Annotated in this window: 22 protein-coding genes, 1 tRNA gene and 4 pseudogenes; 17 read left to right on the top strand and 10 right to left on the bottom strand. The window is 67.0% G+C overall.

Features of this window, described 5'->3' with window-relative positions:
* Positions 1-47 precede the first annotated feature (47 nt).
* Positions 48-1,262 carry an aspartate aminotransferase family protein gene (locus ACUDAL_RS01000; RefSeq protein WP_444676805.1) on the bottom strand — a complete coding sequence of 405 codons (1,215 nt, stop codon included), beginning with the start codon at positions 1,260-1,262 and terminating at the stop codon, positions 48-50.
* 140 nt (positions 1,263-1,402) lie between these two features.
* On the opposite strand from ACUDAL_RS01000, the gene ACUDAL_RS00995 reads away from it, so the two are divergent.
* Complete coding sequence (locus ACUDAL_RS00995) at positions 1,403-2,020, top strand: class I SAM-dependent methyltransferase (protein ID WP_444676804.1); 618 nt, start codon at positions 1,403-1,405, stop codon at positions 2,018-2,020.
* Positions 2,021-2,035: 15 nt separating this feature from the next.
* Here the strand turns inward: ACUDAL_RS00995 and ACUDAL_RS00990 are convergent.
* The 3 genes and pseudogenes from ACUDAL_RS00990 to fabV all read right to left on the bottom strand — a co-directional run bounded on the left by ACUDAL_RS00990 (position 2,036) and on the right by fabV (position 4,611).
* Positions 2,036-3,009, bottom strand: a pseudogene (locus ACUDAL_RS00990) (GlxA family transcriptional regulator).
* 123 nt (positions 3,010-3,132) lie between these two features.
* Complete coding sequence (locus ACUDAL_RS00985; RefSeq protein ID WP_444676803.1) at positions 3,133-3,342, bottom strand: hypothetical protein; 210 nt, start codon at positions 3,340-3,342, stop codon at positions 3,133-3,135.
* Between the two features lie 57 nt (positions 3,343-3,399).
* Entirely contained in the window at positions 3,400-4,611 is a 1,212-nt protein-coding gene (fabV, locus tag ACUDAL_RS00980) for an enoyl-ACP reductase FabV (RefSeq protein ID WP_444676802.1), read from the bottom strand.
* A gap of 159 nt (positions 4,612-4,770) precedes the next feature.
* Here fabV and ACUDAL_RS00975 point away from each other — a divergent pair, with 159 nt between their 5' ends.
* Positions 4,771-5,163, top strand: a complete 393-nt coding sequence (locus ACUDAL_RS00975) for a DUF7079 family protein (protein ID WP_444676801.1) — start codon at positions 4,771-4,773, stop codon at positions 5,161-5,163.
* 9 nt (positions 5,164-5,172) lie between these two features.
* Here ACUDAL_RS00975 and ACUDAL_RS00970 read toward each other — a convergent pair.
* From ACUDAL_RS00970 to ACUDAL_RS00955, 4 genes and pseudogenes are all read right to left on the bottom strand, one after another.
* Positions 5,173-5,666, bottom strand: a pseudogene (locus ACUDAL_RS00970) (glutathione peroxidase).
* 106 nt (positions 5,667-5,772) lie between these two features.
* Positions 5,773-6,390 (bottom strand): LysE family translocator, encoded by a 618-nt coding sequence (locus ACUDAL_RS00965; protein ID WP_444676800.1) that lies wholly within the window; start codon positions 6,388-6,390, stop codon positions 5,773-5,775.
* Between the two features lie 37 nt (positions 6,391-6,427).
* A complete protein-coding gene (gene rnk, locus ACUDAL_RS00960) occupies positions 6,428-6,841 on the bottom strand; it encodes a nucleoside diphosphate kinase regulator (protein WP_444676799.1) in 414 nt (137 codons plus the stop codon).
* A gap of 146 nt (positions 6,842-6,987) precedes the next feature.
* A complete protein-coding gene (locus ACUDAL_RS00955) occupies positions 6,988-7,143 on the bottom strand; it encodes a hypothetical protein (protein ID WP_444676798.1) in 156 nt (51 codons plus the stop codon).
* A 191-nt stretch (positions 7,144-7,334) separates the two neighbouring features.
* Here ACUDAL_RS00955 and ACUDAL_RS00950 point away from each other — a divergent pair, with 191 nt between their 5' ends.
* Entirely contained in the window at positions 7,335-7,775 is a 441-nt protein-coding gene (locus tag ACUDAL_RS00950) for a YkvA family protein (protein ID WP_444676797.1), read from the top strand.
* A gap of 28 nt (positions 7,776-7,803) precedes the next feature.
* On the opposite strand, the gene ACUDAL_RS00945 is transcribed toward ACUDAL_RS00950, so the two are convergent.
* Positions 7,804-7,890: transfer RNA gene (locus tag ACUDAL_RS00945), tRNA-Leu, on the bottom strand.
* A gap of 138 nt (positions 7,891-8,028) precedes the next feature.
* Between ACUDAL_RS00945 and queA the strand changes: the two genes are divergently transcribed.
* The 5 genes from queA (at position 8,029) to secF (ending at position 13,643) form a co-directional block, all read left to right on the top strand.
* Complete coding sequence (gene queA / locus ACUDAL_RS00940; RefSeq protein WP_444676796.1) at positions 8,029-9,069, top strand: tRNA preQ1(34) S-adenosylmethionine ribosyltransferase-isomerase QueA; 1,041 nt, start codon at positions 8,029-8,031, stop codon at positions 9,067-9,069.
* Between the two features lie 81 nt (positions 9,070-9,150).
* Entirely contained in the window at positions 9,151-10,269 is a 1,119-nt protein-coding gene (gene tgt / locus ACUDAL_RS00935; protein ID WP_444679270.1) for a tRNA guanosine(34) transglycosylase Tgt, read from the top strand.
* 91 nt (positions 10,270-10,360) lie between these two features.
* A complete protein-coding gene (gene yajC, locus ACUDAL_RS00930; protein WP_444676795.1) occupies positions 10,361-10,690 on the top strand; it encodes a preprotein translocase subunit YajC in 330 nt (109 codons plus the stop codon).
* A 153-nt stretch (positions 10,691-10,843) separates the two neighbouring features.
* Positions 10,844-12,694, top strand: a complete 1,851-nt coding sequence (secD, locus tag ACUDAL_RS00925; RefSeq protein ID WP_444676794.1) for a protein translocase subunit SecD — start codon at positions 10,844-10,846, stop codon at positions 12,692-12,694.
* Between the two features lie 22 nt (positions 12,695-12,716).
* Positions 12,717-13,643, top strand: coding sequence for a protein translocase subunit SecF (gene secF / locus ACUDAL_RS00920; RefSeq protein WP_444676793.1), 927 nt, complete (start codon positions 12,717-12,719; stop codon positions 13,641-13,643).
* A 90-nt stretch (positions 13,644-13,733) separates the two neighbouring features.
* Here secF and ACUDAL_RS00915 read toward each other — a convergent pair whose 3' ends face one another.
* On the bottom strand, positions 13,734-14,528 hold the full coding sequence (locus tag ACUDAL_RS00915) for an inositol monophosphatase family protein (RefSeq protein ID WP_444676792.1): 795 nt from the start codon (positions 14,526-14,528) through the stop codon (positions 13,734-13,736).
* A 181-nt stretch (positions 14,529-14,709) separates the two neighbouring features.
* Between ACUDAL_RS00915 and trmJ the strand changes: the two are divergent.
* The 9 genes and pseudogenes from trmJ to ACUDAL_RS00870 form a co-directional block, all read left to right on the top strand.
* Positions 14,710-15,444 (top strand): annotated as a pseudogene (gene trmJ, locus ACUDAL_RS00910) (tRNA (cytosine(32)/uridine(32)-2'-O)-methyltransferase TrmJ); the annotation flags it as partial.
* Positions 15,445-15,582: 138 nt separating this feature from the next.
* Positions 15,583-16,449 (top strand): serine O-acetyltransferase, encoded by an 867-nt coding sequence (cysE, locus tag ACUDAL_RS00905; RefSeq protein ID WP_444679269.1) that lies wholly within the window; start codon positions 15,583-15,585, stop codon positions 16,447-16,449.
* Positions 16,450-16,567: 118 nt separating this feature from the next.
* A pseudogene (gene iscR, locus ACUDAL_RS00900) lies at positions 16,568-17,034 on the top strand (Fe-S cluster assembly transcriptional regulator IscR).
* 45 nt (positions 17,035-17,079) lie between these two features.
* On the top strand, positions 17,080-18,228 hold the full coding sequence (locus ACUDAL_RS00895; protein WP_444676791.1) for an aminotransferase class V-fold PLP-dependent enzyme: 1,149 nt from the start codon (positions 17,080-17,082) through the stop codon (positions 18,226-18,228).
* 123 nt (positions 18,229-18,351) lie between these two features.
* A complete protein-coding gene (locus ACUDAL_RS00890) occupies positions 18,352-18,678 on the top strand; it encodes a HesB/IscA family protein (protein WP_444676790.1) in 327 nt (108 codons plus the stop codon).
* Between the two features lie 221 nt (positions 18,679-18,899).
* Positions 18,900-19,325 (top strand): nucleoside-diphosphate kinase, encoded by a 426-nt coding sequence (ndk, locus tag ACUDAL_RS00885; RefSeq protein WP_444676789.1) that lies wholly within the window; start codon positions 18,900-18,902, stop codon positions 19,323-19,325.
* A gap of 72 nt (positions 19,326-19,397) precedes the next feature.
* Positions 19,398-20,522, top strand: coding sequence for a 23S rRNA (adenine(2503)-C(2))-methyltransferase RlmN (gene rlmN, locus ACUDAL_RS00880; protein WP_444676788.1), 1,125 nt, complete (start codon positions 19,398-19,400; stop codon positions 20,520-20,522).
* Positions 20,523-20,648: 126 nt separating this feature from the next.
* Positions 20,649-21,380: a type IV pilus biogenesis/stability protein PilW gene (gene pilW, locus ACUDAL_RS00875; protein WP_444676787.1), complete on the top strand. Its 732-nt coding sequence runs from the start codon at positions 20,649-20,651 to the stop codon at positions 21,378-21,380.
* A 41-nt stretch (positions 21,381-21,421) separates the two neighbouring features.
* Positions 21,422-22,423 (top strand): RodZ domain-containing protein, encoded by a 1,002-nt coding sequence (locus ACUDAL_RS00870; RefSeq protein WP_444676786.1) that lies wholly within the window; start codon positions 21,422-21,424, stop codon positions 22,421-22,423.
* The last annotated feature ends 1 nt before the right edge of the window (position 22,424 follow it).

Raw genomic sequence — 22,424 nt, 5'->3', positions numbered from 1 at the left:
AGGATCTCCTGGTCGATTGGCGGTGTCGCGCATGGCTCGGCCAGCCTTCACCCGGCCGCCACCAGCTGCTCGATGGCACGTTCCAGCCGCGCCATGCCCTCGGCGATGTCGGCCTCGGGGATCACCAGCGACGGCGCCATGCGCAGCACGTTGGGGCCGGCGATCAGCGCCATCAGCCCTTCCTCGATGGCCAGCGGCAGGATGTCCTTGGCCCGGTCCTTGTATTCGGGGGTCATCTCGGCGCCGATCAGCAGCCCCATGCCGCGGATCTCCTTGAACACCCCATGCTTGCGGTTGATCGCCTCGAGATGCTCGCGGAACAGGTCATGCCGCTGCTTGACGCCGCCCAGCACTTCCGGCGTGTCGATGTGTTCCACCGCGGCCAGGGCCACCGCCGAGGCCAGGGCGTTGCCGCCGTAGGTGGAGCCGTGGGTGCCGATGGCCAGCGCCGGGGCGACCCGGTCGGTGGTGAGCATGGCACCGATGGGGAAGCCGCCGCCCAGTGCCTTGGCACTGGTGAGGATGTCGGGCGTGATGCCGTACTCCATATAGGCGTAGAGCGAGCCGGTACGGCCCACGCCGGTCTGCACCTCGTCGAAGATCAGCAGCGCATCGTGGGCATCGCACAGGTCGCGCAGGCCCTGCAGGAACTCCTGGGTGGCCGGCGTGATGCCGCCCTCGCCCTGCATCGGCTCGACCATCACCGCGCAGGTGTCGTCGTTGATCAGGTCGCGCACGCTGTCGAGATTGTTGAACTCGCCGTGGACGATGCCGCCCGGCACCGGACCGAAGCCCTGGGAGTACTTGGGCTGCCCGCCGACGCTGACGGTGAAGAAGGTGCGGCCGTGGAACGACTGGTAGAACGAGACGATGCGATGCTTGTGCTCGCCGAAGTTGTCGTGCGCCCAACGCCGCGCCAGCTTGAGCGCCGCCTCATTGGCCTCGCCGCCGGAGGAGCAGAAGTAGGCCTTGTCGGCGAAGGTGCGCTCCACCAGAGTCTTGGCCAGCTTGAGCGAGGGCTCGTTGGTGTAGACGTTGGAGAGATGCCAAAGCTTGTTGCCCTGCTCGGTGAGGGCCTTGACCAGCACCGGATGGCAGTGACCCAGGGAGTTCACGGCGATGCCGCCGGCAAAATCGATGTACTCGCGCCCTTCCTGGTCCCACAGTCGGCTGCCCTCGCCGCGCACCGGGATGACCTTCTGAGGGGAGTAGTTGGGCACCATGTACTGGTCGAAGTCGGCGCGGGTCGGGGTATGGCTCATCTCGATCTCCATTGCGGCTGGGGTGGTAGCATGTCAATCGAGTATAAGGAGCCTGGCCGGCGCCGGCTTTCAGCAATGGGACCCCGACTTCTACAAAAGGCTGTTCACGATGCCAAAGGCTGTACGAAAGGGAGGCGGCCATGATCAACACCACCGCCTGGAATCGAATCCGCTACGGGCTCTACGCGCCCATCTACGACCTCGTAGCCGACCGCACCTTTCGCCGCGCGCGCCAGCTGTCGCTCGACGCGGTGGCATGGCAGCCCGGCATGCGGGTGCTGCTGGTAGGAGCCGGCACCGGGCTGGACCTGCCCTGGCTGCCCGGCGATGTGGAGGTGCATGCCACCGACCTCTCGCCGCGCATGGTAGGACGCATGCAGGAGCGGGCCGAGCAGCTGGGGCGCAACGCCACTTGCCGGGTCATGGACGCCGAAGCGCTCGACTACCCCGACGCCCACTTCGACGTGGTGGTGATGCACCTGATCCTGGCGGTGATGCCTCGCCCCGAGCGCGGCCTGGCCGAAGCCAGGCGCGTGCTGGCGCCAGGCGGCCAGCTCTGCGTAATGGACAAGTTCCAGTGCGACGAGCGGCCGGCCGGGCTCTTGCGCCGCCTGCTCAACGTGGCGACCAGCGCCGTGGCCACCGACATCACGCGCCAGGCCCGCCCGCTGCTGGAGCAGGCCGGCTTCGCCATCGAGCGTGATCGTCCGGTCATGCTGGGCTCGCTGTTCCGTGCGCTGCTGGCGCGCCCGGCATGACCGGCCTTCGCCGCGCTAGAGGCGCTCCTCGCGAGGCGTGACGCCAAAGTGGTTGCGATAGGCCGTGGAGAAGTGCGCGGGCGAGGAGAAGCCGGTCTTCATGGCGATCTCGCCGGCAGGAAGGTCGCTCTCGCGCAGCAGGCGCCGCGCCTCCTTCAGGCGCAGGTCGAGATAGTAGCGGCCGGGCACCGCCTGCAGGTATTTCTTGAACAGGCGCTCGAGCTGGCGCCGCGAGATACCGAGGTGCTCGGCCAGCTCGTGGGTGGCCAGGGCTCCTCGATGTTGGCTTCCATCAGAATCACGGCGTCCACCAGCGGCGCCGGCGCATGGCCCAGCCGGGCACGCAGCGGCACCTGCTGCGGCTCGTCGGCCATGCGTACCCGCTCCATCACGAAGTGCTCGGACACTCGCTCGGCCAGCTCGCTGCCGTGGTGAGAGGCGATCAGCGTCATCATCATGTCCATCGCCGCGGTGCCACCCCCGCAGGTGAGGCGGTCGCGGTCGATCTCGAACAGCTGCTGGGTGAGGCGCACGCGGGGAAAGTCGCGGGTGAAGGCGGCAAAGCGCTGCCAGGGCAGCGTGGCACGGTGGCCGTCCAGCACCCCGGCACGGGCCAGCAGCTCGGTGCCGCCGCCCACGCCCACCAGCACCACGCCGCTGCCTCCGAGCTGGCGCAGCTTACTCGGCAGCGCACTGTCATGCATGGCAGGCAGCGGGCTCGGTGCACAGACGATCAGCATGTCCAGCTCGGTCGAGGCCAGCGCGAAGGGCGTGCAGGCCGACAGACTGAGCTCGGCCATGCTGGCCACCTCGCCGCCTTCAGGGGTAAAGGGCTGCAGCCGGTAGAGCCGCTTCCCGGCCAGCAGGTTGGCCACCACCAGTGGCTCCAGGGCACAGGCCTGGGCCAGCAGTGAAAAACCCGACAGCGTGAGCACCCCTACCCAGCGGGTCGGGGTGACATGCGGATCGAGTCGGAAAGTGTCGGGCATTGCGCAACGCCATGTGCCGGAAAGAAACGGAAATGGTACTCGATCGGCAGCGGTGGCAATACCGCAGAAACGAGCACCCCCGTGGCGAAACCACGGGGGTGCTGTACTCAACGAAGTTGCGGATCAGACCCAGGCGGCCGACATCAGCCGATATGCCAGGAACAGGCCTGCCGCAATGGCCACGCCCAGCACCAGCCAGTGCCAGCCCTTGGCGGGACGCTTGGCCTCGGGCTGCTCGGCATCCGGCTCGCGGTGCTCGAAGTCCTCGGGCATCCTCACTTCCTTCATATGCTCGTATTCTTCCTGCGGCGTCTTGCTCTCCCGGGTATCCATGGGCACCTCCTTTTGACGCTGGATTCGCCCGCCGGATCGCGTTCCGTTGCAGCGGGCCTATAAGGTGACGACATCAAACTGCACGTTCGGGTTCACTTCGGCGTCGTAATCGACGTCGTCGCGCTCGAACCCGAACAGCTTCAGGAAGTCGTGCTTATAACCAGCATAGTCGGTGATGGCGAACAGGTTCTCGGTGGTCACCTGGGGCCACAGGTCCTTGCACGCCTGCTGCACGTCGTCGCGCAGCTCCCAGTCATCCAGCCGCAGGCGGCCGGCCTCGTCGGTGGTGAGTTCACCACCCTGCCCTTGAGAGGAGTAGAGGCGCTCGCCGAACAGGCGATTGAGCTGCTCGATGGTGCCCTCGTGCAGGCCCTTCTCCTTCATCACCTTGTAGACCATGGCGATGTAGAGCGGCATGACCGGGATCGCCGCGCTGGCCTGGGTCACCACCGACTTGAGCACCGCCACGTTGGCACCGCCGCCACTGGCCTTGAGCCTGGCGTCGATCTCACCGGCGGCGCGGTCGAGATCCTCCTTGGCCTTGCCCAGGGCGCCGTGCCAGTAGATCGGCCAGGTGATCTCGGTGCCGATATAGCTGAACGCCACGCTGCGCGCACCGGGGGCCAGCACGCCAGCCTTGTCCAGAGCATCGATCCACAGCTCCCAATCCTCGCCGCCCATCACCGCCTTGGTATCCTCGATCTCCTGCTCGGTGGCGGGCTCGACCTCGGCCTCGATGATGGTGTCCTTGTTGGTGTCGATGGCGGTGGCGCGGTAGGTCTCGCCGATCGGCTTGAGGCTGGAGCGCTTCAGCTCACCGCTGTCGGGCAGCTTGCGCACCGGCGAGGCCAGCGAGTAGACCACCAGGTCGACCTGGCCCAGGTCCTGCTTGATCAGCTCGATGGCCTTCTCGCGCGCCTCGTGGGAGAAGGCATCACCGTTGATCGACTTGCTGTAGAGCCCCTCGGCCTTGGCGAACTTGTCGAAGGCAGCGGCGTTGTACCAGCCGGCGGTGCCGGGCTTCGTCTCGCTGCCGGGCTTCTCGAAGAACACGCCCAGAGTATCGGCACCGTAACCGAATGCCGCGGTGATGCGCGCCGCCAGGCCATAGCCGCTGGAGGCCCCTACCACCAGCACCTTCTTCGGCCCGTTGGCCTTGTCGAACCGGCGCGCACGAGTGGCCTCGATCTGCTCGAGCACGTTCTTCTCGCAGCCGAGCGGATGGGTGGTGGTGCAAATGAAACCACGAACCTTGGGTTTGATGATCACGACAGACCTCGTTATAGGTAATGCAGCGCCGCTTCGAGCGCCTTGACGATACGAATGGGCAGTGGCGACATTCTAGCGGCCACTCGGGCGTCTGTCCGCACTTGAGCACGGGAGGCGCCTGGGGCACGATGCATCCCTGACCCCGCGCAGGAGAGAACCATGGATGCACAGACGCTGGTGGATGAACGCGGCGAACTGTGGCTGGCACTTGCCCCGCTGTGGCTCGACCGCGAGCCCAGCGAACGCCAGTACGCCCAGATGGTCGATGTGATCCAGCGCCACGACCTGACGCTGCACGAGCTGGAGTGGATATTTCGGCTGGAGCTGGCGCCGGTGCTGGCGCGCAACCAGCTGTCGCTGGCCAGCGAATGGCGCGCCTTCGACGACTATCGGCTGATGAAGCGGCTGGTGGCGCACAACCTGCGGCTCAACGGATGGCGGCGCAAGAGCTGGGCGCTGTTCTCGGGGCTGACCACGATGATGACCCGCCACCGCTGGAACGAGCTGATCGCCCGCGTGATGATGGCCCGCGGCGAGTTGGCGAGCGATTAGCGACTCGCTTCAGCCGCCGAAAGGCTCGTCGAGCACCTGCTCGAGCACCGGCTCCAGCGCCTCGCGCTTTTCGCCCGGAGCGAAGCGGCGAATGACCCGCCCGTCCCTGCCGACCAGGAACTTGGTGAAGTTCCACTTGATGAGGGTGGTGCCCAGCATCCCCGGCGCCTGGCGCTTGAGCTCCTTGAACAGCGGGTGAGCACCGGCGCCGTTGACCTTGACCTTCTGCATCACGGGAAAAGTGACCCCGTACTGGCTGCTGCTGAAGGCGCAGAAGTCCAGCGCCGTTTCCGGCGACTGGCGCGCAAACTGATTGCAGGGGAAGGCCAGCACGGTAAAGCCGCGGTCGCGGTGCCGCCGGTACAGCCGCTCCAGCTCGCCAAGCTGAGGGGTATAGCCACAGCGGCTCGCCACGTTGACGATCAGCAGCACCTGCCCTGCAGGGCGCCGAGATTGAAGGGTTCGCCGCGATGGGTGCGGCATTCGTGCTCATGTATGGCCATGCAGTGCCTGCCTCGGTATCGGCATTCACGATGCCACGTCGAAGCGCATGACACCACCCCGTATCCGCTTCACCGGCGCCGGCAGCTCCCCTCCGCCCCACCGGGCTCAGCCCAGCAGGCCAATCACCACGCGCAGCGCCAAGGCCAGCAGCATCATGCCGGTAATGCGATGGAGCCAGTGGGCGCGCGCCTGCAGCCAGGGCAGCACCCGGGAGTGCGTCAGCGAGACCGCCACCAGCACGTACCAGGCCCCGTCGATAATCATGGCGGTGAGCACAATGACCGCCTTGGCGAACAGGCTCATGTCGGGGGTGACAAACTGGCTGAGCAGCGCGATGAAGAAGAGAATCAGCTTGGGATTGCCCAGCGCCACCAGCATCCCTTCGCGGGCCGCCTGGCGGCGGCTGGTGGCCATGCCGACAGCGTCGAGCACCGCCGACCGGCCGGCGCGCAGCGCCTTGATGCCGAGCCAGGCCAGGTACGCCGCGCCGGCCCAGGTAATGGCCTGGAACAGCATCGGAAAGCGCACGATCAGCGCCCCCAGCCCCAGCACCGTCAGCAGGGCATAGAAGCCCACGCCCAGCGCGTGGGACAGCGCCGCGGCAATGCCGGGGGCACGACCGCCGCCCAGCGTATGCCGCAGCACCAGCGCCAGGCTCGGCCCCGGCGACATCGCCCCCATGGCGCATACGGCGACCAGGGACATCCAAAGCGAAAGCGGCATAGTAGGCTCCTGTGGACTCGATGCGCCATGCACCGGCTCAGCGGTGGAACTGCCCTTCGCGTTCGGGCTGCCAAAGAATGGCATCGATACGCAGCCGCACCGAGGCGCCACCGGGCAGCGGCCAGTCAATCTCGTCGCCGATACGCAGCCCGATCAGCCCCGCACCGATGGGCGCCATCACCGAGATGCCATCCTCGGTGGTGGCCAGCGCATGGGGGTAGACCAGGGTGCGGATCATCTGGCGATTGCGCGTCAGATCGGTGAACTGCACCTGACTGTTCATGCTGACCACGTCCGCCGGGATCTCCTCCGGATCGATCACTTCTCCTCGTTCGAGCTCCTCCTCGAGGCAGTCGGCCACGAAGCGATCCTTGTCGCTGGCCTGGTCGATCAGGCGCTGCAGCCGCTCCGCATCCAGGCGGTTGATGATGATGGTGGGACGGGACGACATACGACCTCCTTGGCACCGTCAGCGCTGCGCACTGCCGGCCATGCAACGAAAACAGCCCTTCGCCCCGGTGGGGGAGAAGGACTGTGACTGCGCCTATCATAAGCCCAAGCTGGGAGAAAGTCAGGCCCGGCGGCCGCCAGGCAGCGCTAGCTCGGGCGCCGGCCCGACGTTGCCAGCACCACCGCACCCACCACCGCCAGCGCCAGCCCCACGAACGCCGCCGGGTTCCACGCCTGCCACCCGTAGAGCGCCAGCCCCGCGCCCAGCACGATCAATGCTAAGGCAAACCCCTTCACGCCCATGTGCCGCTTCCTTGTCTTGAGAAAAGCTTGTGTACTCGGGTTCTTTTGCCAACTTCACTCAGCATGCCGCCGAAGGCAGCCTGGCATCAAGTCATGCGTAGCGCTTCGCCTGGCCGTGCCGGGGCACCGTAACAGTGAACGCTGCCAGCCCGGGCCGGTCGAAGTAGTAGCCTCTGCCAACCGGAAACAGCATGCACACCACCGACGCCTGCGAGCCGCTCACGGCCACCCTGGAAGCCAACGAACGCCACTACTCCGACACCGGCTTCTGGAACAAGATACGCCACAGCGCCGGCAAGGCGAGCAGCCGCACCCTGGAGCCCGCCCTCAAGATGTACTACTCGGCCCAGGACCCCAGCACCCCGCGCTGGGCCAAGGCCACTATCTACGGTGCGCTGGGGTACTTCATCTCCCCCATCGACGCCATTCCCGACCTCACCCCCTGCTCGGCTACACCGACGACATGGGCGTGCTGGCCGGCGCGCTTGCCATCGTGGCCGTGCATATCAACGACACGCACCGGGAGAAGGCCCGGGCCACGCTGGCCAGGTGGTTCGGCTAAGCGCGCAGCACCCAGACGGCGATCCAACGCGAAGGAAAGGCCACCCGGAAACGCAAACAGCCGCTCGTAAGCGGCTGTTTTAAATATCAATTCAAGGATGGTACCGGCGGTCGGACTCGAACCGACAAGGGCTTGCACCCGGCGGATTTTGAATCCGCTGCGTCTACCAATTCCGCCACGCCGGCAGCGCCGAGCATTATACGTGGCCGGTGCGGCAGGTCAATCGCCGCACCTGACGCGCCGCGCGATTTTGGGTATCCTTGCCGGCTGTTTTCGGCTGCTCCGGCGGCCCTGTCGACCCTCTATCTGCGGACCCATCAGCCATGCAGCGCGCCGACTTTCATTATGAGCTTCCCGAGGAGCTGATCGCCCGCTATCCGTCAGAGCGGCGCAGCGACTGTCGCTTGCTGTGCGTGGATGGCCAAAGCGGCGAACTGGCCCATCGCCGTTTTACCGACCTGCTGGAAATGCTCGAGCCCGGCGACCTGCTGGTGTTCAACGACACCCGGGTGATCCCGGCGCGGCTGCACGGCCACAAGGCCAGCGGCGGGAAGGTGGAGATGTTGCTGGAACGCCCGCTGGACGCCCACCGCGGCCTGGCGCACATTCGTTCCAGCAAGTCGCCCAAGCCGGGCATGGAGCTGGAACTGGAAGGGGGCGTGCGCTGCGTGGTCGAAGGCCGCCGCGAGGCGCTGTTCGAGCTGCGCTTTCTGGGCGACACGCCGCTGATCGAGCTGCTGGAGCGCCACGGCCATATGCCGCTGCCGCCCTACATCGATCGCGAAGATGAACTGGCCGACCGCGACCGCTACCAGACCGTTTACGCCCGGCGCAACGGCGCGGTGGCCGCGCCCACCGCCGGGCTGCACTTCGACGAGCCGCTGCTGGAGCGCCTGGCGGCGAAGGGCATCGAAAGCGCCTTCGTCACCCTGCACGTGGGCGCCGGCACCTTCCAGCCGGTGCGTGCCGACGATATCCGCGAGCACAAGATGCACAGCGAATGGATCGAGGTGAGCGAGGAAGCCTGTGCCAAGGTGCGTGCCGCCCAGGCTGCCGGGCGCCGGGTCGTGGCGGTGGGCACCACCAGCGTGCGCAGCCTGGAAAGCGCCTGCCTGAAGAGCGCCGACGGCCAGATCGCTCCCTACAGCGGCGAAACCGACATCTACATCTACCCCGGCTACGCGTGGCGCTGTGTGGATGCCCTGATCACCAACTTCCACCTGCCCGAATCGACCCTGATGATGCTGGTCGCCTCGTTCGCCGGCTATGAGACCACCATGGCGGCCTATCGCCAAGCCGTGGCCGAGCGCTATGCCTTCTTCAGCTATGGCGATGCCATGTTCCTGTCCCGCAACACGGCCTGATTCGACAACGGCGCCAACCCGGCGACCTGACACGAGCTGCCCGTGCAAAGAGAAGAGAGTTTCATGCGTAACGAATGCTTCATGTCCTTCGAGCGGCTGGCCAGCGACGGCCGGGCCCGTCGCGGGCGCCTTACTTTCCCTCGCGGCACGGTGGAAACGCCGGCGTTCATGCCAGTGGGCACCTACGGCACGGTCAAGGGCATGACGCCCGCCTCGGTGGAGCAGATCGGCGCCGAGATCATCCTCGGCAACACCTTCCATCTATGGCTGCGCCCGGGTACTGAAGTGATCGAGGCCCACGGCGACCTGCATGACTTTGCCCAGTGGCACAAGCCGATCCTCACCGATTCCGGTGGCTTCCAGGTCTTCTCGCTGGGCGAGATGCGCAAGATCACCGAGCAGGGCGTGCACTTCCGCTCGCCGGTGGATGGTGCCAAGGTCTTCATGGGCCCCGAGGAGTCGATGGCGGTGCAGCGCTCACTAGGCTCGGACGTGGTGATGATCTTCGACGAGTGCACGCCCTACCCGGCCACCGAGAAGGAAGCGGAGCTGTCCATGGAACGCTCGCTGCGCTGGGCCAAGCGTTCGCGGGATGCTCATGGCAGCTCGCCCTCGGCGCTGTTCGGCATCATCCAGGGCGGCATGTACCCAGAGCTGCGCCGGCGCTCGCTGGAAGGCCTGCTGGAGATCGGCTTCGACGGCCTGGCCATCGGCGGGCTCTCGGTGGGCGAACCCAAGGCAGAGATGATCGGAGTGCTGGACTACCTGCCCGAGTGGATGCCGGAGGCGACCCCGCGCTACCTGATGGGCGTGGGCAAGCCCGAGGACCTGGTGGAGGGCGTGCGCCGCGGCGTCGACATGTTCGACTGCGTGATGCCGACTCGCAATGCGCGCAACGGCCACCTGTTCACCTCAGAGGGCACGATCAAGATCCGCAATGCCAAGCACCGCCACGACACCCGCCCGCTGGAAGTCGGCTGCGACTGCTACACCTGCCAGAACTTCTCCCGCAGCTACCTGCACCACCTGGACCGCTGCGGCGAGATGCTTGGCTCGATGCTCAATACCATCCATAACTTGCGCTATTATCAGCGCCTGATGGCCGGTTTGCGCGGTGCCATCGAAGCGGGTACATTGGCTGACTTCGTGGCAGGCTTCTATGCGCAGCGCGGGCTGCCGGTACCTGACGCACCCCATTGACACTCCGGTCGGTGGCGCACTCGCTGCGCGCCGGCCGGCAACGCTATTTTTATTCGCGACCCCACTTACCCTCTCAGGAGACACGCTTCTCATGCTGGACTTCTTCATCTCCCCGGCCATGGCCCAGGACGCAGGCGCCGCAGGCGGCGGCATGGCCCAGATCATCATGCTGGTCGGCTTCGTACTGATCTTCTACTTCCTGCTGTGGCGCCCCCAGGCCAAGCGGGCCAAGCAGCACCGCGAGCTGGTCGGCGGCCTGTCCAAGGGCGACGAAGTGGTGATCGGCGGCGGCCTGGTGGGTCGTATCACCAAGGTGAGCGACGAGTTCATCACCTTGGAAGTGGCCGACAACACCGAAGTTCACGTGCAGAAGAGCGCCGTGGCCAACGTCCTGCCCAAGGGCACCATCAAGTCCATCTGACGTCGATGCGCCTCGCCCTTGCCAGCTGGCCCCACCCGGGCCGGGTGACGGCGAGGGTTGCATGACGACCGGGCGTCCCGCCGCCTTACCGGCGGTGACGCCCGGTCGCACTGCCGTCCTGTAGCCTTCTTACGCAACCTAGGCAGGGCTCCCATGCTCAACCGTTACCCCTTGTGGAAGTATCTGCTGATACTCATCGTGCTGCTTGTCGGCCTGGTCTACTCGCTGCCCAACCTCTATCCGGAAGACCCCGCGGTACAGATCAGCAGCGCCCAGGGCGACTCCACCCTTGATGAGGCGCAGCTCGACCGCGTTCAGCAGACCCTTCGCGATGCCGGCATCGGCATCAAGGCCATCGAGCGCGACGCAGCCAGCGTGCTGATCCGCCTCGACGACGCCGACCACCAGCTGCGCACCCGCGATCTGGTCGCCGAACAGCTCGGCAACGAGTTCGTGGTGGCACTGAACCTGGCCGAGTCCACCCCGGGCTGGCTGCAGGCCCTCGCCGCCTCCCCCATGACCCTGGGCCTCGACCTACGCGGCGGCGTGCACTTCCTTTTGGAAGTCGACATGGCCGCGGCCGTGACCCAGCGCCTCGAGGTCAATGCCAGCGCCATGCGCGAACAGCTACGCAGCGAGCGCATCCGCTACCGCGGCACCGACATCGACGGCCGCACGCTGACCATCACCTTCGCCAGCGAGGAGGATCGTGACACCGCGCGGCGCTTGATCAGCCGCGAGTTCCGCGACTTCGAATACAGCAGCGCCCAGGAGGGGCGAGCCTCGCTGCTGGTGATGACGCTGAGCGAGCAGGCAGTGGCCGAGATCCAGGACTACGCCGTCAACCAGAACCTCACCACCCTGCGCAACCGGGTCGACGAGCTGGGCGTGGCCGAACCGCTGGTGCAGCGCCAGGGCCCCGACCGCATCGTGGTCGAGCTGCCCGGCGTGCAGGACACCGTCGCCGCCAAGCGCGTAGTGGGCGCCACCGCCAACCTCGAGTTCCGCCTCGAAGCGCGCCCGGACACGCCGGACGCCGAGACCGAGACCTTCGCCTTCCGCAACAACCCGGGGCGCACCGCCGATTTGATGCGTGACGTGATCATCACCGGTGACAGCGTCTCCAGCGCCAGCCGCAGCTTCGACGAGAACGGCCGCCCCCAGGTCAATATCAACCTGGACGGCACCGGCGGCACCTTGATGAACCGCGCCACGCGCACCAACATCGGCCGCAACATGGCGGTGCTGTTCATCGAGCACAAGACCCGTGACCGCGTAGTGCTGGAGGATGGCGAGGAGGTCGTCATTCGCGAGCCCTATACCGAGCGCGGCCTGATCAGCCTGGCCACCATCCAGAGCGCGCTGGGCAACAGCTTCCGCATCACCGGGCTCGACTCGCCCACCGAGGCGGCGGAACTGGCCCTGCTGCTGCGCTCCGGCTCGCTGGCGGCACCGATCTACTTCGTGCAGGAGCGCACCATCGGCCCAAGCCTGGGCGCCGAGAACATCGCCCGCGGCGTGCTGTCGGTGCAGATCGGCCTGTTGCTGGTCGTGCTGTTCATGCTGATCCGTTACAAGGTGTTCGGCATCTTCGCCAACGTGGCGCTGGCGCTGAACCTGACCCTGCTGGTCGCCGCCATGTCGATGCTCGGGGCCACCCTGACGCTACCGGGCATCGCCGGCATCGTGCTCACCCTGGGCATGGCGGTGGATGCCAACGTGCTGATCTTCGAGCGAATACGCGAAGAGCTGCGCGGAGGGCTGTCGATCCAGCAGGCGATCCATGCCGGCTACGAGCGCGCCTTCACCTCGATCGTCGATGCCAACATCACCACGCTGCTGGTGGCGGTCATCCTGTTCTCGATCGGCACCGGGCCGGTCAAGGGCTTCGCCGTGACGCTGTCGCTGGGGATTCTCACCTCGCTGTTCACCGCGCTGCTGGTGACCCGCGCCATGGTGAACCTCACTTACAGCGGCAAACCGGTCAAGAAGCTATGGATCTAAGGCATTCCAACATGAGGTGCTTATGAAAACCCTCGTCAATCGACAGTTCGACTTCATGGGCAAGCGCCGGATCGCCTTTACGGTCTCGGCGGCGCTGATCCTGGCGTCGATCGTCTCGCTGCTGTTTCAGCAGTTGAATCTGGGGCTCGACTTCACCGGCGGCACGCTGGTGGAAGTGCGCTACGCCGTGGCGCCCTCGCTGGATGCCATTCGCCAGGTGCTCGAACAGGCCGGCTTTCGTGACGTTTCGGTGCAGACCTTCGGCGCCTCCACCGAGGTGCTGATCCGCCTGCAGCAGGCCTTCGACCCCGACGTAGGCGACCAGGTGGTCGGCCTGCTGCGCGCCGAAGGCGATGCGGTGCAGCTGGTGCGCGCCGAGTTCGTCGGCGCCCAGGTCGGCGAACAGCTGCGCGACCAGAGCGGCCTCGGCATGCTGGTGGCACTGGGCATCGTGATGCTCTACGTGGCCTTCCGCTTCCAGTACAAGTTCGCCATCGGCGCCCTGCTGGCGCTGATGCACGACGTGGTCATCGTGGTCGGTATCTTTTCGCTGTTCCAGCTCGACTTCGATCTCACCGTGCTGGCGGCCCTGCTGGCGGTGATCGGCTATTCGCTCAACGACACCATCGTCGTCTACGACCGCATCCGCGAAACGATTCGCACCTCGCGCATCGACGACATGCCGGCGATCTTCAACGAAGCAATCAACCTCACTCTGTCGCGCACGCTGGCCACGTCTGGCACTACCCTGCTGGTGCTGCTGGCCCTGCTGCTGCTGGGCGGCGACATGATCCACTACTTCTCGATCGCGCTGATCATTGGCGTGGTGGTGGGCACCTTTTCCTCCATCTACGTGGCCGCCGCCCTGCTGCTTGCCGTGAAGCTGGAGCGCAAGGACCTGATTCCGCCGAAGAAGGAAGCACACGAGGAGGAGGAGCAGCTGCCATAAGCCCGCCGATGCACCGTTCTCTGCGCTAAAACGACACCGCCCCGCAGCAGCGCTGCGGGGGCGGTTGTCATTCAATGCCTGAAGCAGGACTCAGAAGTGCGGTTTGAGCTGCTGCACCAGCGCCTTGAACAGGCGCGGGCCGGCCGCCATCAGCGGGCCTTCGGTCTCGATGCCGGGCTGGCCGTCGGGCGTGCCCAGCAGCGCGCCGGTTTCCTTGAGCAGCAGGGTGCCGACCAGGCGGTCCTGCTCTTCCAGCCCGAGCACGAAGGCGAAGTCGACGCGGCCTGCGGCCAGTTCGGCCATGTCGAGCAGGCCGCTGCCGGTGGCCAGCTGGGTCTCGACCTGGGGACCGAGCTGCTGGACCAGGGTCAGGTAGGCAGGCAGGTAGCGCGAGCGCTGCCAGCTTTCCGGCAGGCTCAGGGCCATCCGCGAACCGAGGATGCTGGTGGTCTTGGGCACGCGAATGCGCTTGCCGTTGTGCTGGGCACCGCGGCCGCGGCTGGTCAGGTATTCGTCGTCGCTGAAGGGGCAGATCACCACCGCATGCTCCGGGCGGCCCTTCACCAGGCAGACCACCGACAGGGCAAAGCCCTTGCCGGCCACGCCCAGGCTGGAGTAGCCATGGAAGGGCTCGATCCGCCATTCGATGTCGCGACCTTCGCCTTCGCCGGCGCGATAGGGAGTGAAGCGGCCAACCACGCCGTGCTGGGGATAGCCGCGGCTGAGCTGACGAACGATCAGGGTCTCGGCATTGCGGGCCGTATCTTCGAGCAGGCGCTCGAGGTTGTGTTCCTCGTGAGCATTTTCGATGCGCTCACGAATGCGCAAGAACTGTTCAGCGGCGCTGCGCGTGGCGCGCAGGGCGTATTGGACCATCGGATGCATGATCGGGCCTTGGAGCGTCGGTGATGTTAAAGAACGGGCGGGTTCGAGCGAAATGTCAACGCGATTCGGTCGAACGCGTGGCGCGCATCCTAGCAGAGTCGCTGCATGGGCGCCATGGCCGGTGACGGCATGGTAGACTCGCCCTCCTTTCCTGGGCATTCAACGGCAGAGGCTACATCGCATGCTCGACCGCATCCGCATCGTGCTGATCGGCACCAGCCACCCCGGCAATATCGGCGCCACCGCCCGTGCCATGCACAACATGGGCCTGACCGACCTGGTGCTGGTGGCGCCGCGCTGCGAACCGCTGACGAGCGAGAGCATCTCGCGGGCGTCCGGCGCCGATCACCTGGTGCACCAGGCCAAGGTGGTCGATACCCTCGAGCAGGCCGTGGCCGACTGCACCCTGGCCGTGGGCGCCAGCGCCCGCTCGCGCACCCTGCCCTGGCCGATGATCACGCCGCGGGCGCTGGGCGAGCGGCTGCCGACCGAACTCGCCGGCCCCGAGTCGCGCGTGGCGCTGGTGTTCGGCCGCGAGGACAGCGGCCTCTCCAACGCCGAGCTGCAGCGCTGCCACGCCCATGTGCACATCCCCACCAATCCGGACTTCAGCTCGCTCAACCTGGCCGCCGCCGTGCAGGTGCTAGCCTACGAGTGCCGCCTGGCCTGGCTCGCCGCCGCTGGAGCCGAGACGGAGCAGGAAGAGGAGCCACACCAGCCGCTGGCCAGCCATGACGAGCTCGAGCACTACTTCGCCCACCTGGAACGCACCCTGATCGCCATCGGCTTCCATGATCCGGCGCTGCCGCGCCAGCTGATGGCCCGGCTGCGGCGCTTCACCCTGCGCGCCCGCCCCGAGCGCATGGAACTCAACATCCTGCGCGGCATCCTGGCGGCGACCGAAAGGAGCCGCCGCGCAGCGGCCCGACGCCGCCCCGCTGCAGTCGCCGGAGGAAGCGCGGCGGGAGACTTGAACGCCACCCGCCGCACCCCCATATCGCAGACACTGCCTCCTGCGCCGCCCAGGCCGCTCACCGCCACCAAGGACCGCTGCATGTTTCAACGACTGCGCGAGGACATCAATAGCGTGTTCGCCCGCGACCCGGCGGCACGCAACTTCCTGGAAGTGCTGACCAACTACCCGGGCCTGCATGCGCTGCTGCTGCACCGCCTGGGCCACTGGCTGTGGCAGAAGAACCTCAAATGGCTGGCGCGCAGCCTGTCGACCTTCTCGCGCTGGCTCACCGGCATCGAGATCCATCCCGGGGCGAAGATCGGCCGGCGCTTCTTCATCGACCACGGCATGGGCGTGGTGATCGGCGAGACCGCCGAGGTAGGCGACGACGTCACCCTCTACCAGGGCGTCACCCTGGGCGGCACCAGTTGGAACAAGGGCAAGCGCCACCCCACGCTGGAAGCCGGCGTCATCGTCGGCGCCGGCGCCAAGATCCTCGGGCCCTTCACCGTTGGCGCCGGCGCCAAGATCGGCTCTAACGCCGTGGTCACCAAGGAGGTGCCGGCGGGCGCCGCGGTGGTCGGCATCCCCGGCAAGATCGTCAAGCGCAGCGACCCGGACGCCGCCGCGGTGCTCGACGTGGACCCGGAGCGCCGCGAGGCGATGCGCCAGAAGTTCGGCTTCGACGCCTACGGCATCAGCGAGGACATGCCCGACCCGGTGGCGCGCTCGATCCAGGCCATGCTCGATCACATGCACGCGGTGGACGAGCGCATCGAGCGCATGTGCTCGACGCTGCGCAAGCTCGATGCCAACTACCGCGAAGGCAAACTGCCCGAGCTGCGCGACGAGGACTTCGCCGACATGCTCTCGGATATCGACGCCTGCTGCGGGCCGCACCCGAAGGGCAGCACGCCGCGCACACGCGGCACGCGGCCGGACCCCGACAGTCGCGGCAATGGTTGACCTTAATCGTCGGGTTTTACCATAATGGACGCCTGATCGCCGCGACACGCCGCCCGGCAAATGGCCGGCGCCACGGGAGTCGAGTAGTGATGTCCATCCTGCGTCTGATGAGCCCGCCATGCGTTTGACCACCAAGGGACGCTACGCCGTCACCGCCATGCTCGACCTGGCGCTCAATGCCGAAAAGGGCCGACCAGCCTGGCGGATATCTCGCGTCGCCAGGAGATCTCGCTGCCCTACCTGGAACAGCTCTTCGCCCGCCTACGTCGTGCCAGTCTGGTCACGAGCGTGCGCGGCCCCGGCGGCGGCTACCTGCTGGCCCTGTCTCCCGCCGAAATCTCCATCGCCCGGGTCATCGACGCGGTCGATGAGAGCGTCGACGCCACCCGCTGCCAGGGGCTGTCAGACTGCCAGCAGGGCGACACCTGCCTGACCCACCACCTGTGGTGCGACCTCTCCGAGCAGATTCGCGGCTTCCTGAACAACATCACCCTGGGGCAGCTGGTCGAGCACGGCGACGTTCGCCGCATCGCCGCCCGCCAGCGCAGCCGCAGCAGCGACAACACCATCCTGACCTCACCCTGAGCCGCGACCCGCCTCGCCGCTCGGCCTGGAGACCCCCGCGCCCCCATGAGCGATCTCGTCTATCTCGATTACGCCGCCACCACCCCGGTCGATCCTCGCGTCGCCGCGGCGATGAGCCGCTACCTGACCCCGGACGGCCTGTTCGCCAACCCCGCTTCGCGCAGCCACATGCTGGGCTGGCAGGCGGAGCAGGCGGTGGAGCAAGCGCGTCGCCAGGTCGCCGACCTGATCGGCGCCGACCCGCGCGAAATCGTCTGGACCAGCGGCGCCACCGAGGCCGACAACCTGGCCTTGATCGGCTACATGCGCGCCAACCGGGAGCGCGGCCGGCACCTGGTGACCTCGGTCATCGAGCACAAGGCGGTGGTGGACACGGCCCTGGCGCTGGAGCGCGAAGGCTTCGAGGTGACCTGGCTGACGCCCGGCGCCGATGGCCGGGTCACGCCCGAGCAGCTGCGCCAGGCGCTGCGCCCCGACACCGCGCTGGTGTCGCTGATGGCGGTGAACAACGAGCTGGGCTGCATCCACGACCTGGCGGCGCTGGCCGAGGTGGCGCATGCCGGCGGCGCGCTGTTCCATGTCGACGCAGCCCAGGCCACCGGGCGCATCGACCTCGACGTGAGTCGCCTGGGCATCGACCTGATGTCGCTGTCGGGCCACAAGGCCTACGGCCCCAAGGGCATCGGCGCGCTCTATGTGCGAAGAAGCCCCGACCTCCGCCTCGAGCCGCTGATCCACGGCGGCGGACACGAGCGCGGCATGCGCTCCGGCACCCTGGCCACGCACCAGATCGTCGGCATGGGCGAGGCCTTCGCCCTGGCCGCGACCGAAGGCAGCGCCGAGCAGGCGCGCATCCTGGCCCTGCGGAACCGCCTGCTCGAGGGGCTGTCCGAGCTGAACGGCATTCACCGCAATACGCGGGTCGAAGTGGCTGTCCCGCACATCCTCAACCTGGCATTCGAGGGCGTGGACGGTGAATCGCTGCTCATGGCCCTGCGCCGCATCGCCCTATCGACCGGCTCGGCGTGCAACTCCGCCAGCGTCGAGCCATCCTATGTACTGAAGGGGATCGGCGTGCCGCGCGCGCTGGCACTGGCCTCGTTGCGCTTCAGCTTCGGCCGCTTCACCACCGAAGCCGACATCGACGCCGCCCTCGAGGCCGTGCGCCATGCCCTGCCGGGGCTGCGGCGCTAGGGCACGACACCAGTCCTCGACGCACGCACCCGCGGGTTCGTGCATTGGCCTTACCATCGACTGGCGCAACTGCCGCACGGACGGCAGCATCGCGCCAGCCACCTTCGCTGCAGGAGAATGAACATGGCGCAACTCTCGATTACCGCCGCCGCCGCCGAGCAGATCCAGCGCGCGCTCGACGAGCGTGGCCATGGCCTGGGCCTGCGCGTGACGGTCAAGCCCAGCGGCTGCTCCGGCTACAGCTACGTGCTCGACTTCGCCGACGAGGCCGCCAACGACGACGCTGTCTTCGAGGCCCACGGCGCCACCGTCTTCGTCGCCCCCGAGGCGCTTGAGATGCTCGACGGCAGCGAGGTCGACTATGTCTCGGAGGGGCTCAACCGCTTCTTCCGCTTCAACAACCCCAACGTCAAGGACCAGTGCGGCTGCGGCGAGAGCTTCACCGTCTGATACCAGGCCCGCCGCACGGGACGACGATTGTTCAACGCCCACCGGCAGCGGTATACTCTGCGCCCAACGTTTTCTCGCGCTGACGCATCGCCCTGCCGGCCTGGCCGACGGGGCGATGCGACTGCACCACGATCCGCAGCGCCACGCCCTGAAAACCCGCCACGGCGGCATCATCGCAGCGTGACGCGATCCCCCTGCGAACCTCAACGGAGACAGGCCCCATGGCAACCGAACGCACCCTTTCCATCATCAAGCCCGACGCTGTCGCCAAGAACGCCATCGGCGAGATCATCGCGCGCTTCGAGAAGGCCGGCCTCAAGGTCGTTGCCGCCAAGATGCTGCAGCTCGACGACGAGAAGGCCGGCGGCTTCTACGCCGAGCACAAGGAGCGTCCCTTCTTCAAGGACCTGGTCGGCTTCATGACCTCGGGCCCGGTGGTCGTTCAGGTGCTGGAAGGTGAAGACGCCATTGCCAAGAATCGCGAGCTGATGGGCGCCACCAACCCCAAGGAAGCTGCGCCGGGCACCATCCGCGCCGACTTCGCCGAGACCATCGACGCCAACGCCGTGCACGGCTCCGACTCTCCGGCTTCCGCCGAGCGTGAAGTGGCCTACTTCTTCAGCGCCGACGAGATCTGCCCGCGCTGATCGCCGCACCTGCCCTGCACTTCGCGGGGCGCTCTCGCCCCGCTCTCGCCCTGCCCCGACCTACGTGAAGCCATGACCACCAACACCGTCCAACGCACCAATCTGCTCGGCTTGTCCCGCGAGGAGATGGAAGCCTTCTTCCTCTCGATCGGCGAGAAGAAGTTCCGTGCCGCCCAGGTGATGAAATGGATTCATCACGAGGGGTGTGACGACTTCATGACCATGACCAACCTCTCCAAGGCGTTGCGTCAGCGGCTCTGCGAGGTGGCCGAGATCCGCGGGCCCGGCGTGGTCTACGAAGGCACCTCCAGCGACGGCACCCGCAAGTGGGTGCTGGAGGTGGAGGACGGCAGCTACGTGGAGACGGTGCTGATCCCGGCCGACAACGGCAAGCGCCGCACCCTGTGCGTGTCGTCCCAGGTCGGCTGTTCGCTCGATTGCAGCTTCTGCTCCACCGGCAAGCAGGGCTTCCAGCGTAACCTCACCGCCGCCGAGATCATCGGCCAGGTGTGGGTCGCCCAGCGCAGCGTGGGGCCACGCAAGGATACCGCCAATCGGCCGGTGACCAACGTGGTGATGATGGGCATGGGCGAGCCGCTGATGAACTACGACAACGTCGTGCCGGCCATGAAGCTGATGCTCGACGACAACGGCTACGGACTGTCCAAGCGCCGCGTCACGCTATCAACCTCCGGCGTGGTGCCGATGCTCGACAGGCTCGGCGACGAACTCGACGTGAGCCTGGCAATCTCGCTGCACGCCGCCACCGACGAGCTGCGCAGCGAGCTGGTACCGCTCAACCGCAAGTACAACATCCGCGCCCTGCTCGACGCCTGCCAGCGCTACCTGGCCAAGTGCGACGACACGCGCATGATCACCGTGGAATATACGGTGATCAAGGACGTCAACGACCAGCAGGAACATGCCACCCAGCTGGCCGAACTGCTGCGCGAACTGCCGTGCAAGATCAACCTGATTCCGTTCAACCCGTTCCCCCATTCGGGCTACGAGAAACCGTCGCGCAATCAGGTGATGCGCTTCCAGCAGTGGCTCTATGAACTTGGCTACACGGCGCCGATTCGCACCACCCGCGGCGATGACATCGACGCCGCCTGCGGCCAGCTGGTCGGCCGGGTGAAGGACCGCACCAAGCGCCACGAGCGCTACATCCGCTCGATCCAGATCGACGCGGACTGAAGCACCCGTCGCCTTGACTTCAACCCGTCACGGCGCTTTGATGGTCAGGCTTTTTCGGGGCTGCTGCACCCGCCTGATGCCAGCAGCAACCGGCCGTTTTTTCGTAACGCCTTTCATGAGGTTGCCATGACGCGCTTCCCCTGGTTGCCTAGCCGACGCACGCCGCTGCCGCTGGTGGCCATCGTCGCCGGCTCGCTGTGGCTCGGCGGCTGCGCCGCGCAGCCGGAAGAGCGGGCGGGTGCTGCGCACGATCCGGCCGCGGCGTTCACCGAACTGGGCATCGCCTACCTCGAGCGCAACAACCTGGCCCGTGCCATGGCGGCCCTGGACCGCGCGCTGCAGTTCTCGCCGGATAACCCCGAGGCGCTGCAGGCCATGGCCATCGTCTACCAGCGGCAGGGCGAGCATGCCCTGGCCGACAGCACCTTTCAGCGCGCCCTGCAGGCCGACCCCGGCTTCAGCCGGGCACGCAACAACTATGCGGCCTTCCTCTATTCACGCGGCCAGGTCGAGAAGGCCTGCCGCCAGCTCGAGCAGGCGTCGCACGACACCCAGTACGCCAGCCGCGCCCAGCTGTTCGTCAACCTGGGCCAGTGTCAATGGGAGATGGGCCACGTGCCGCAGGCCAGGCAGAGCCTGGAGCGCGCCAAGAATCTCGACCCGCGCAGCCCAGCGCCCTATTTCATGCTGGCCGAACTCGAGCTTGCCCAGGGCAATCTCGACGCGGCGCAGCAGCAGCTGAACCTTTACATCAGGCTGGCGGGCATGACGCCCGACGCCCAGGCGCTGGCCCGCGACATCGCCCGGGCCGGCGGCGACACCAGGCTTGTCACCCCCGGCCCCGACGGCCTGCGTTGACGTACCTTGACCCACGAATTCATGACGAAGGATGCTCATCCATGAGCGACAACCACGACAACGACGCCGTCGATTTCAGTTCCACGTCCTCCCCCGGGGAGCTGCTGCGCCGCGAACGCGAGACCCAGGGCCTTTCCGTGGAAGAAGTGGCGACGGCTCTCAATCTTCGCCCCGCCGTGGTGGTGGGCCTGGAAGCCGACAACTACGAGCAGGTGCCCATCGCCGCCTACCGACGCGGCTACCTGCGCGCCTATGCACGCCTGCTCGGCATCGATGACGGGCCGATACTCGCCGCCTATCGCCACAGCTTCGGCGGCCAGGAGACGGAGCACCGCGTGACCCCGGTGCAAGTGACCCGGCCGCCGTCGCGCATCGCCGCCTGGCTGTTCAAGCTGGTCACCCTGCTGGTGATCGCCGGTCTGATCGGCTTGACCTTGGCATGGTGGCAGAGCCGCGACGGCACCCAGGCACCGGAGCTCGGCGACAGCGGCCCGGTATCGGTGGAGCGGCTCGACGGCACCACCGTGGTCGAGGAGGAGCCTGCAGCCGAGATCCAGGAAGCCCTGCCACCGCTGCCGGCCGAAGGCGTCGACCCGCTTCGCACGGACGCCGCGGACGCCGAGGCACCGGCCACCGAGGTCGACCCCACCGGGGCCGTAAGGCTGGTGGGAGCAGGCGAGCCGGCGCTGCAGGACGAGGCCGAGCTCGACGGTGCAGTCGTCGAGGCCGCGCCGGAACCCGAAGCGCCCGCCGCCGAGGAAGCCGCCGAGCCGGACGAGGCGCCTGCCGCCACGGCCGATCGCAGCGTGCTGCAGCTGACCTTCAACGAGCAGTCCTGGACCGAGATCTTCGATGCCAACAATCGCCGTGTCTTCGTCGGCCTGCAGGAACCCGGCACCTCCGCACGCGTCGAAGGAGAGCCGCCGTTCCGCCTGACCATCGGCAACGCCACCGGCGTCGAACTGAGCTGGGGCGGCGAGCGCGTCGACCTGCGTGCCCGTGCGGGAGCCAACAACGTGGCCCGCTTCACTCTGGGAGATTGAT

This window comes from Halomonas sp. E19 (genome assembly GCF_052439355.1).
Classification (GTDB): Bacteria; Pseudomonadota; Gammaproteobacteria; order Pseudomonadales; family Halomonadaceae; genus Halomonas.
Note: the sequence above shows the minus strand (reverse complement) of the source record. Positions and strands in the feature narration are given on the sequence as shown.

Coding starts and splice junctions, on each gene's coding strand:
- ACUDAL_RS01000 (WP_444676805.1), bottom strand. CDS start 1,262: ATGAGCCATACCCCGACCCGCGCCGACTTCGACCAGTACATGGTGCCC.
- ACUDAL_RS00995 (WP_444676804.1), top strand. CDS start 1,403: ATGATCAACACCACCGCCTGGAATCGAATCCGCTACGGGCTCTACGCG.
- ACUDAL_RS00985 (WP_444676803.1), bottom strand. CDS start 3,342: ATGGATACCCGGGAGAGCAAGACGCCGCAGGAAGAATACGAGCATATG.
- ACUDAL_RS00975 (WP_444676801.1), top strand. CDS start 4,771: ATGGATGCACAGACGCTGGTGGATGAACGCGGCGAACTGTGGCTGGCA.
- ACUDAL_RS00965 (WP_444676800.1), bottom strand. CDS start 6,390: ATGCCGCTTTCGCTTTGGATGTCCCTGGTCGCCGTATGCGCCATGGGG.
- rnk (WP_444676799.1), bottom strand. CDS start 6,841: ATGTCGTCCCGTCCCACCATCATCATCAACCGCCTGGATGCGGAGCGG.
- ACUDAL_RS00955 (WP_444676798.1), bottom strand. CDS start 7,143: ATGGGCGTGAAGGGGTTTGCCTTAGCATTGATCGTGCTGGGCGCGGGG.
- ACUDAL_RS00950 (WP_444676797.1), top strand. CDS start 7,335: ATGCACACCACCGACGCCTGCGAGCCGCTCACGGCCACCCTGGAAGCC.
- queA (WP_444676796.1), top strand. CDS start 8,029: ATGCAGCGCGCCGACTTTCATTATGAGCTTCCCGAGGAGCTGATCGCC.
- tgt (WP_444679270.1), top strand. CDS start 9,151: ATGTCCTTCGAGCGGCTGGCCAGCGACGGCCGGGCCCGTCGCGGGCGC.
- yajC (WP_444676795.1), top strand. CDS start 10,361: ATGCTGGACTTCTTCATCTCCCCGGCCATGGCCCAGGACGCAGGCGCC.
- secD (WP_444676794.1), top strand. CDS start 10,844: ATGCTCAACCGTTACCCCTTGTGGAAGTATCTGCTGATACTCATCGTG.
- secF (WP_444676793.1), top strand. CDS start 12,717: ATGAAAACCCTCGTCAATCGACAGTTCGACTTCATGGGCAAGCGCCGG.
- ACUDAL_RS00915 (WP_444676792.1), bottom strand. CDS start 14,528: ATGCATCCGATGGTCCAATACGCCCTGCGCGCCACGCGCAGCGCCGCT.
- cysE (WP_444679269.1), top strand. CDS start 15,583: ATGTTTCAACGACTGCGCGAGGACATCAATAGCGTGTTCGCCCGCGAC.
- ACUDAL_RS00895 (WP_444676791.1), top strand. CDS start 17,080: ATGAGCGATCTCGTCTATCTCGATTACGCCGCCACCACCCCGGTCGAT.
- ACUDAL_RS00890 (WP_444676790.1), top strand. CDS start 18,352: ATGGCGCAACTCTCGATTACCGCCGCCGCCGCCGAGCAGATCCAGCGC.
- ndk (WP_444676789.1), top strand. CDS start 18,900: ATGGCAACCGAACGCACCCTTTCCATCATCAAGCCCGACGCTGTCGCC.
- rlmN (WP_444676788.1), top strand. CDS start 19,398: ATGACCACCAACACCGTCCAACGCACCAATCTGCTCGGCTTGTCCCGC.
- pilW (WP_444676787.1), top strand. CDS start 20,649: ATGACGCGCTTCCCCTGGTTGCCTAGCCGACGCACGCCGCTGCCGCTG.
- ACUDAL_RS00870 (WP_444676786.1), top strand. CDS start 21,422: ATGAGCGACAACCACGACAACGACGCCGTCGATTTCAGTTCCACGTCC.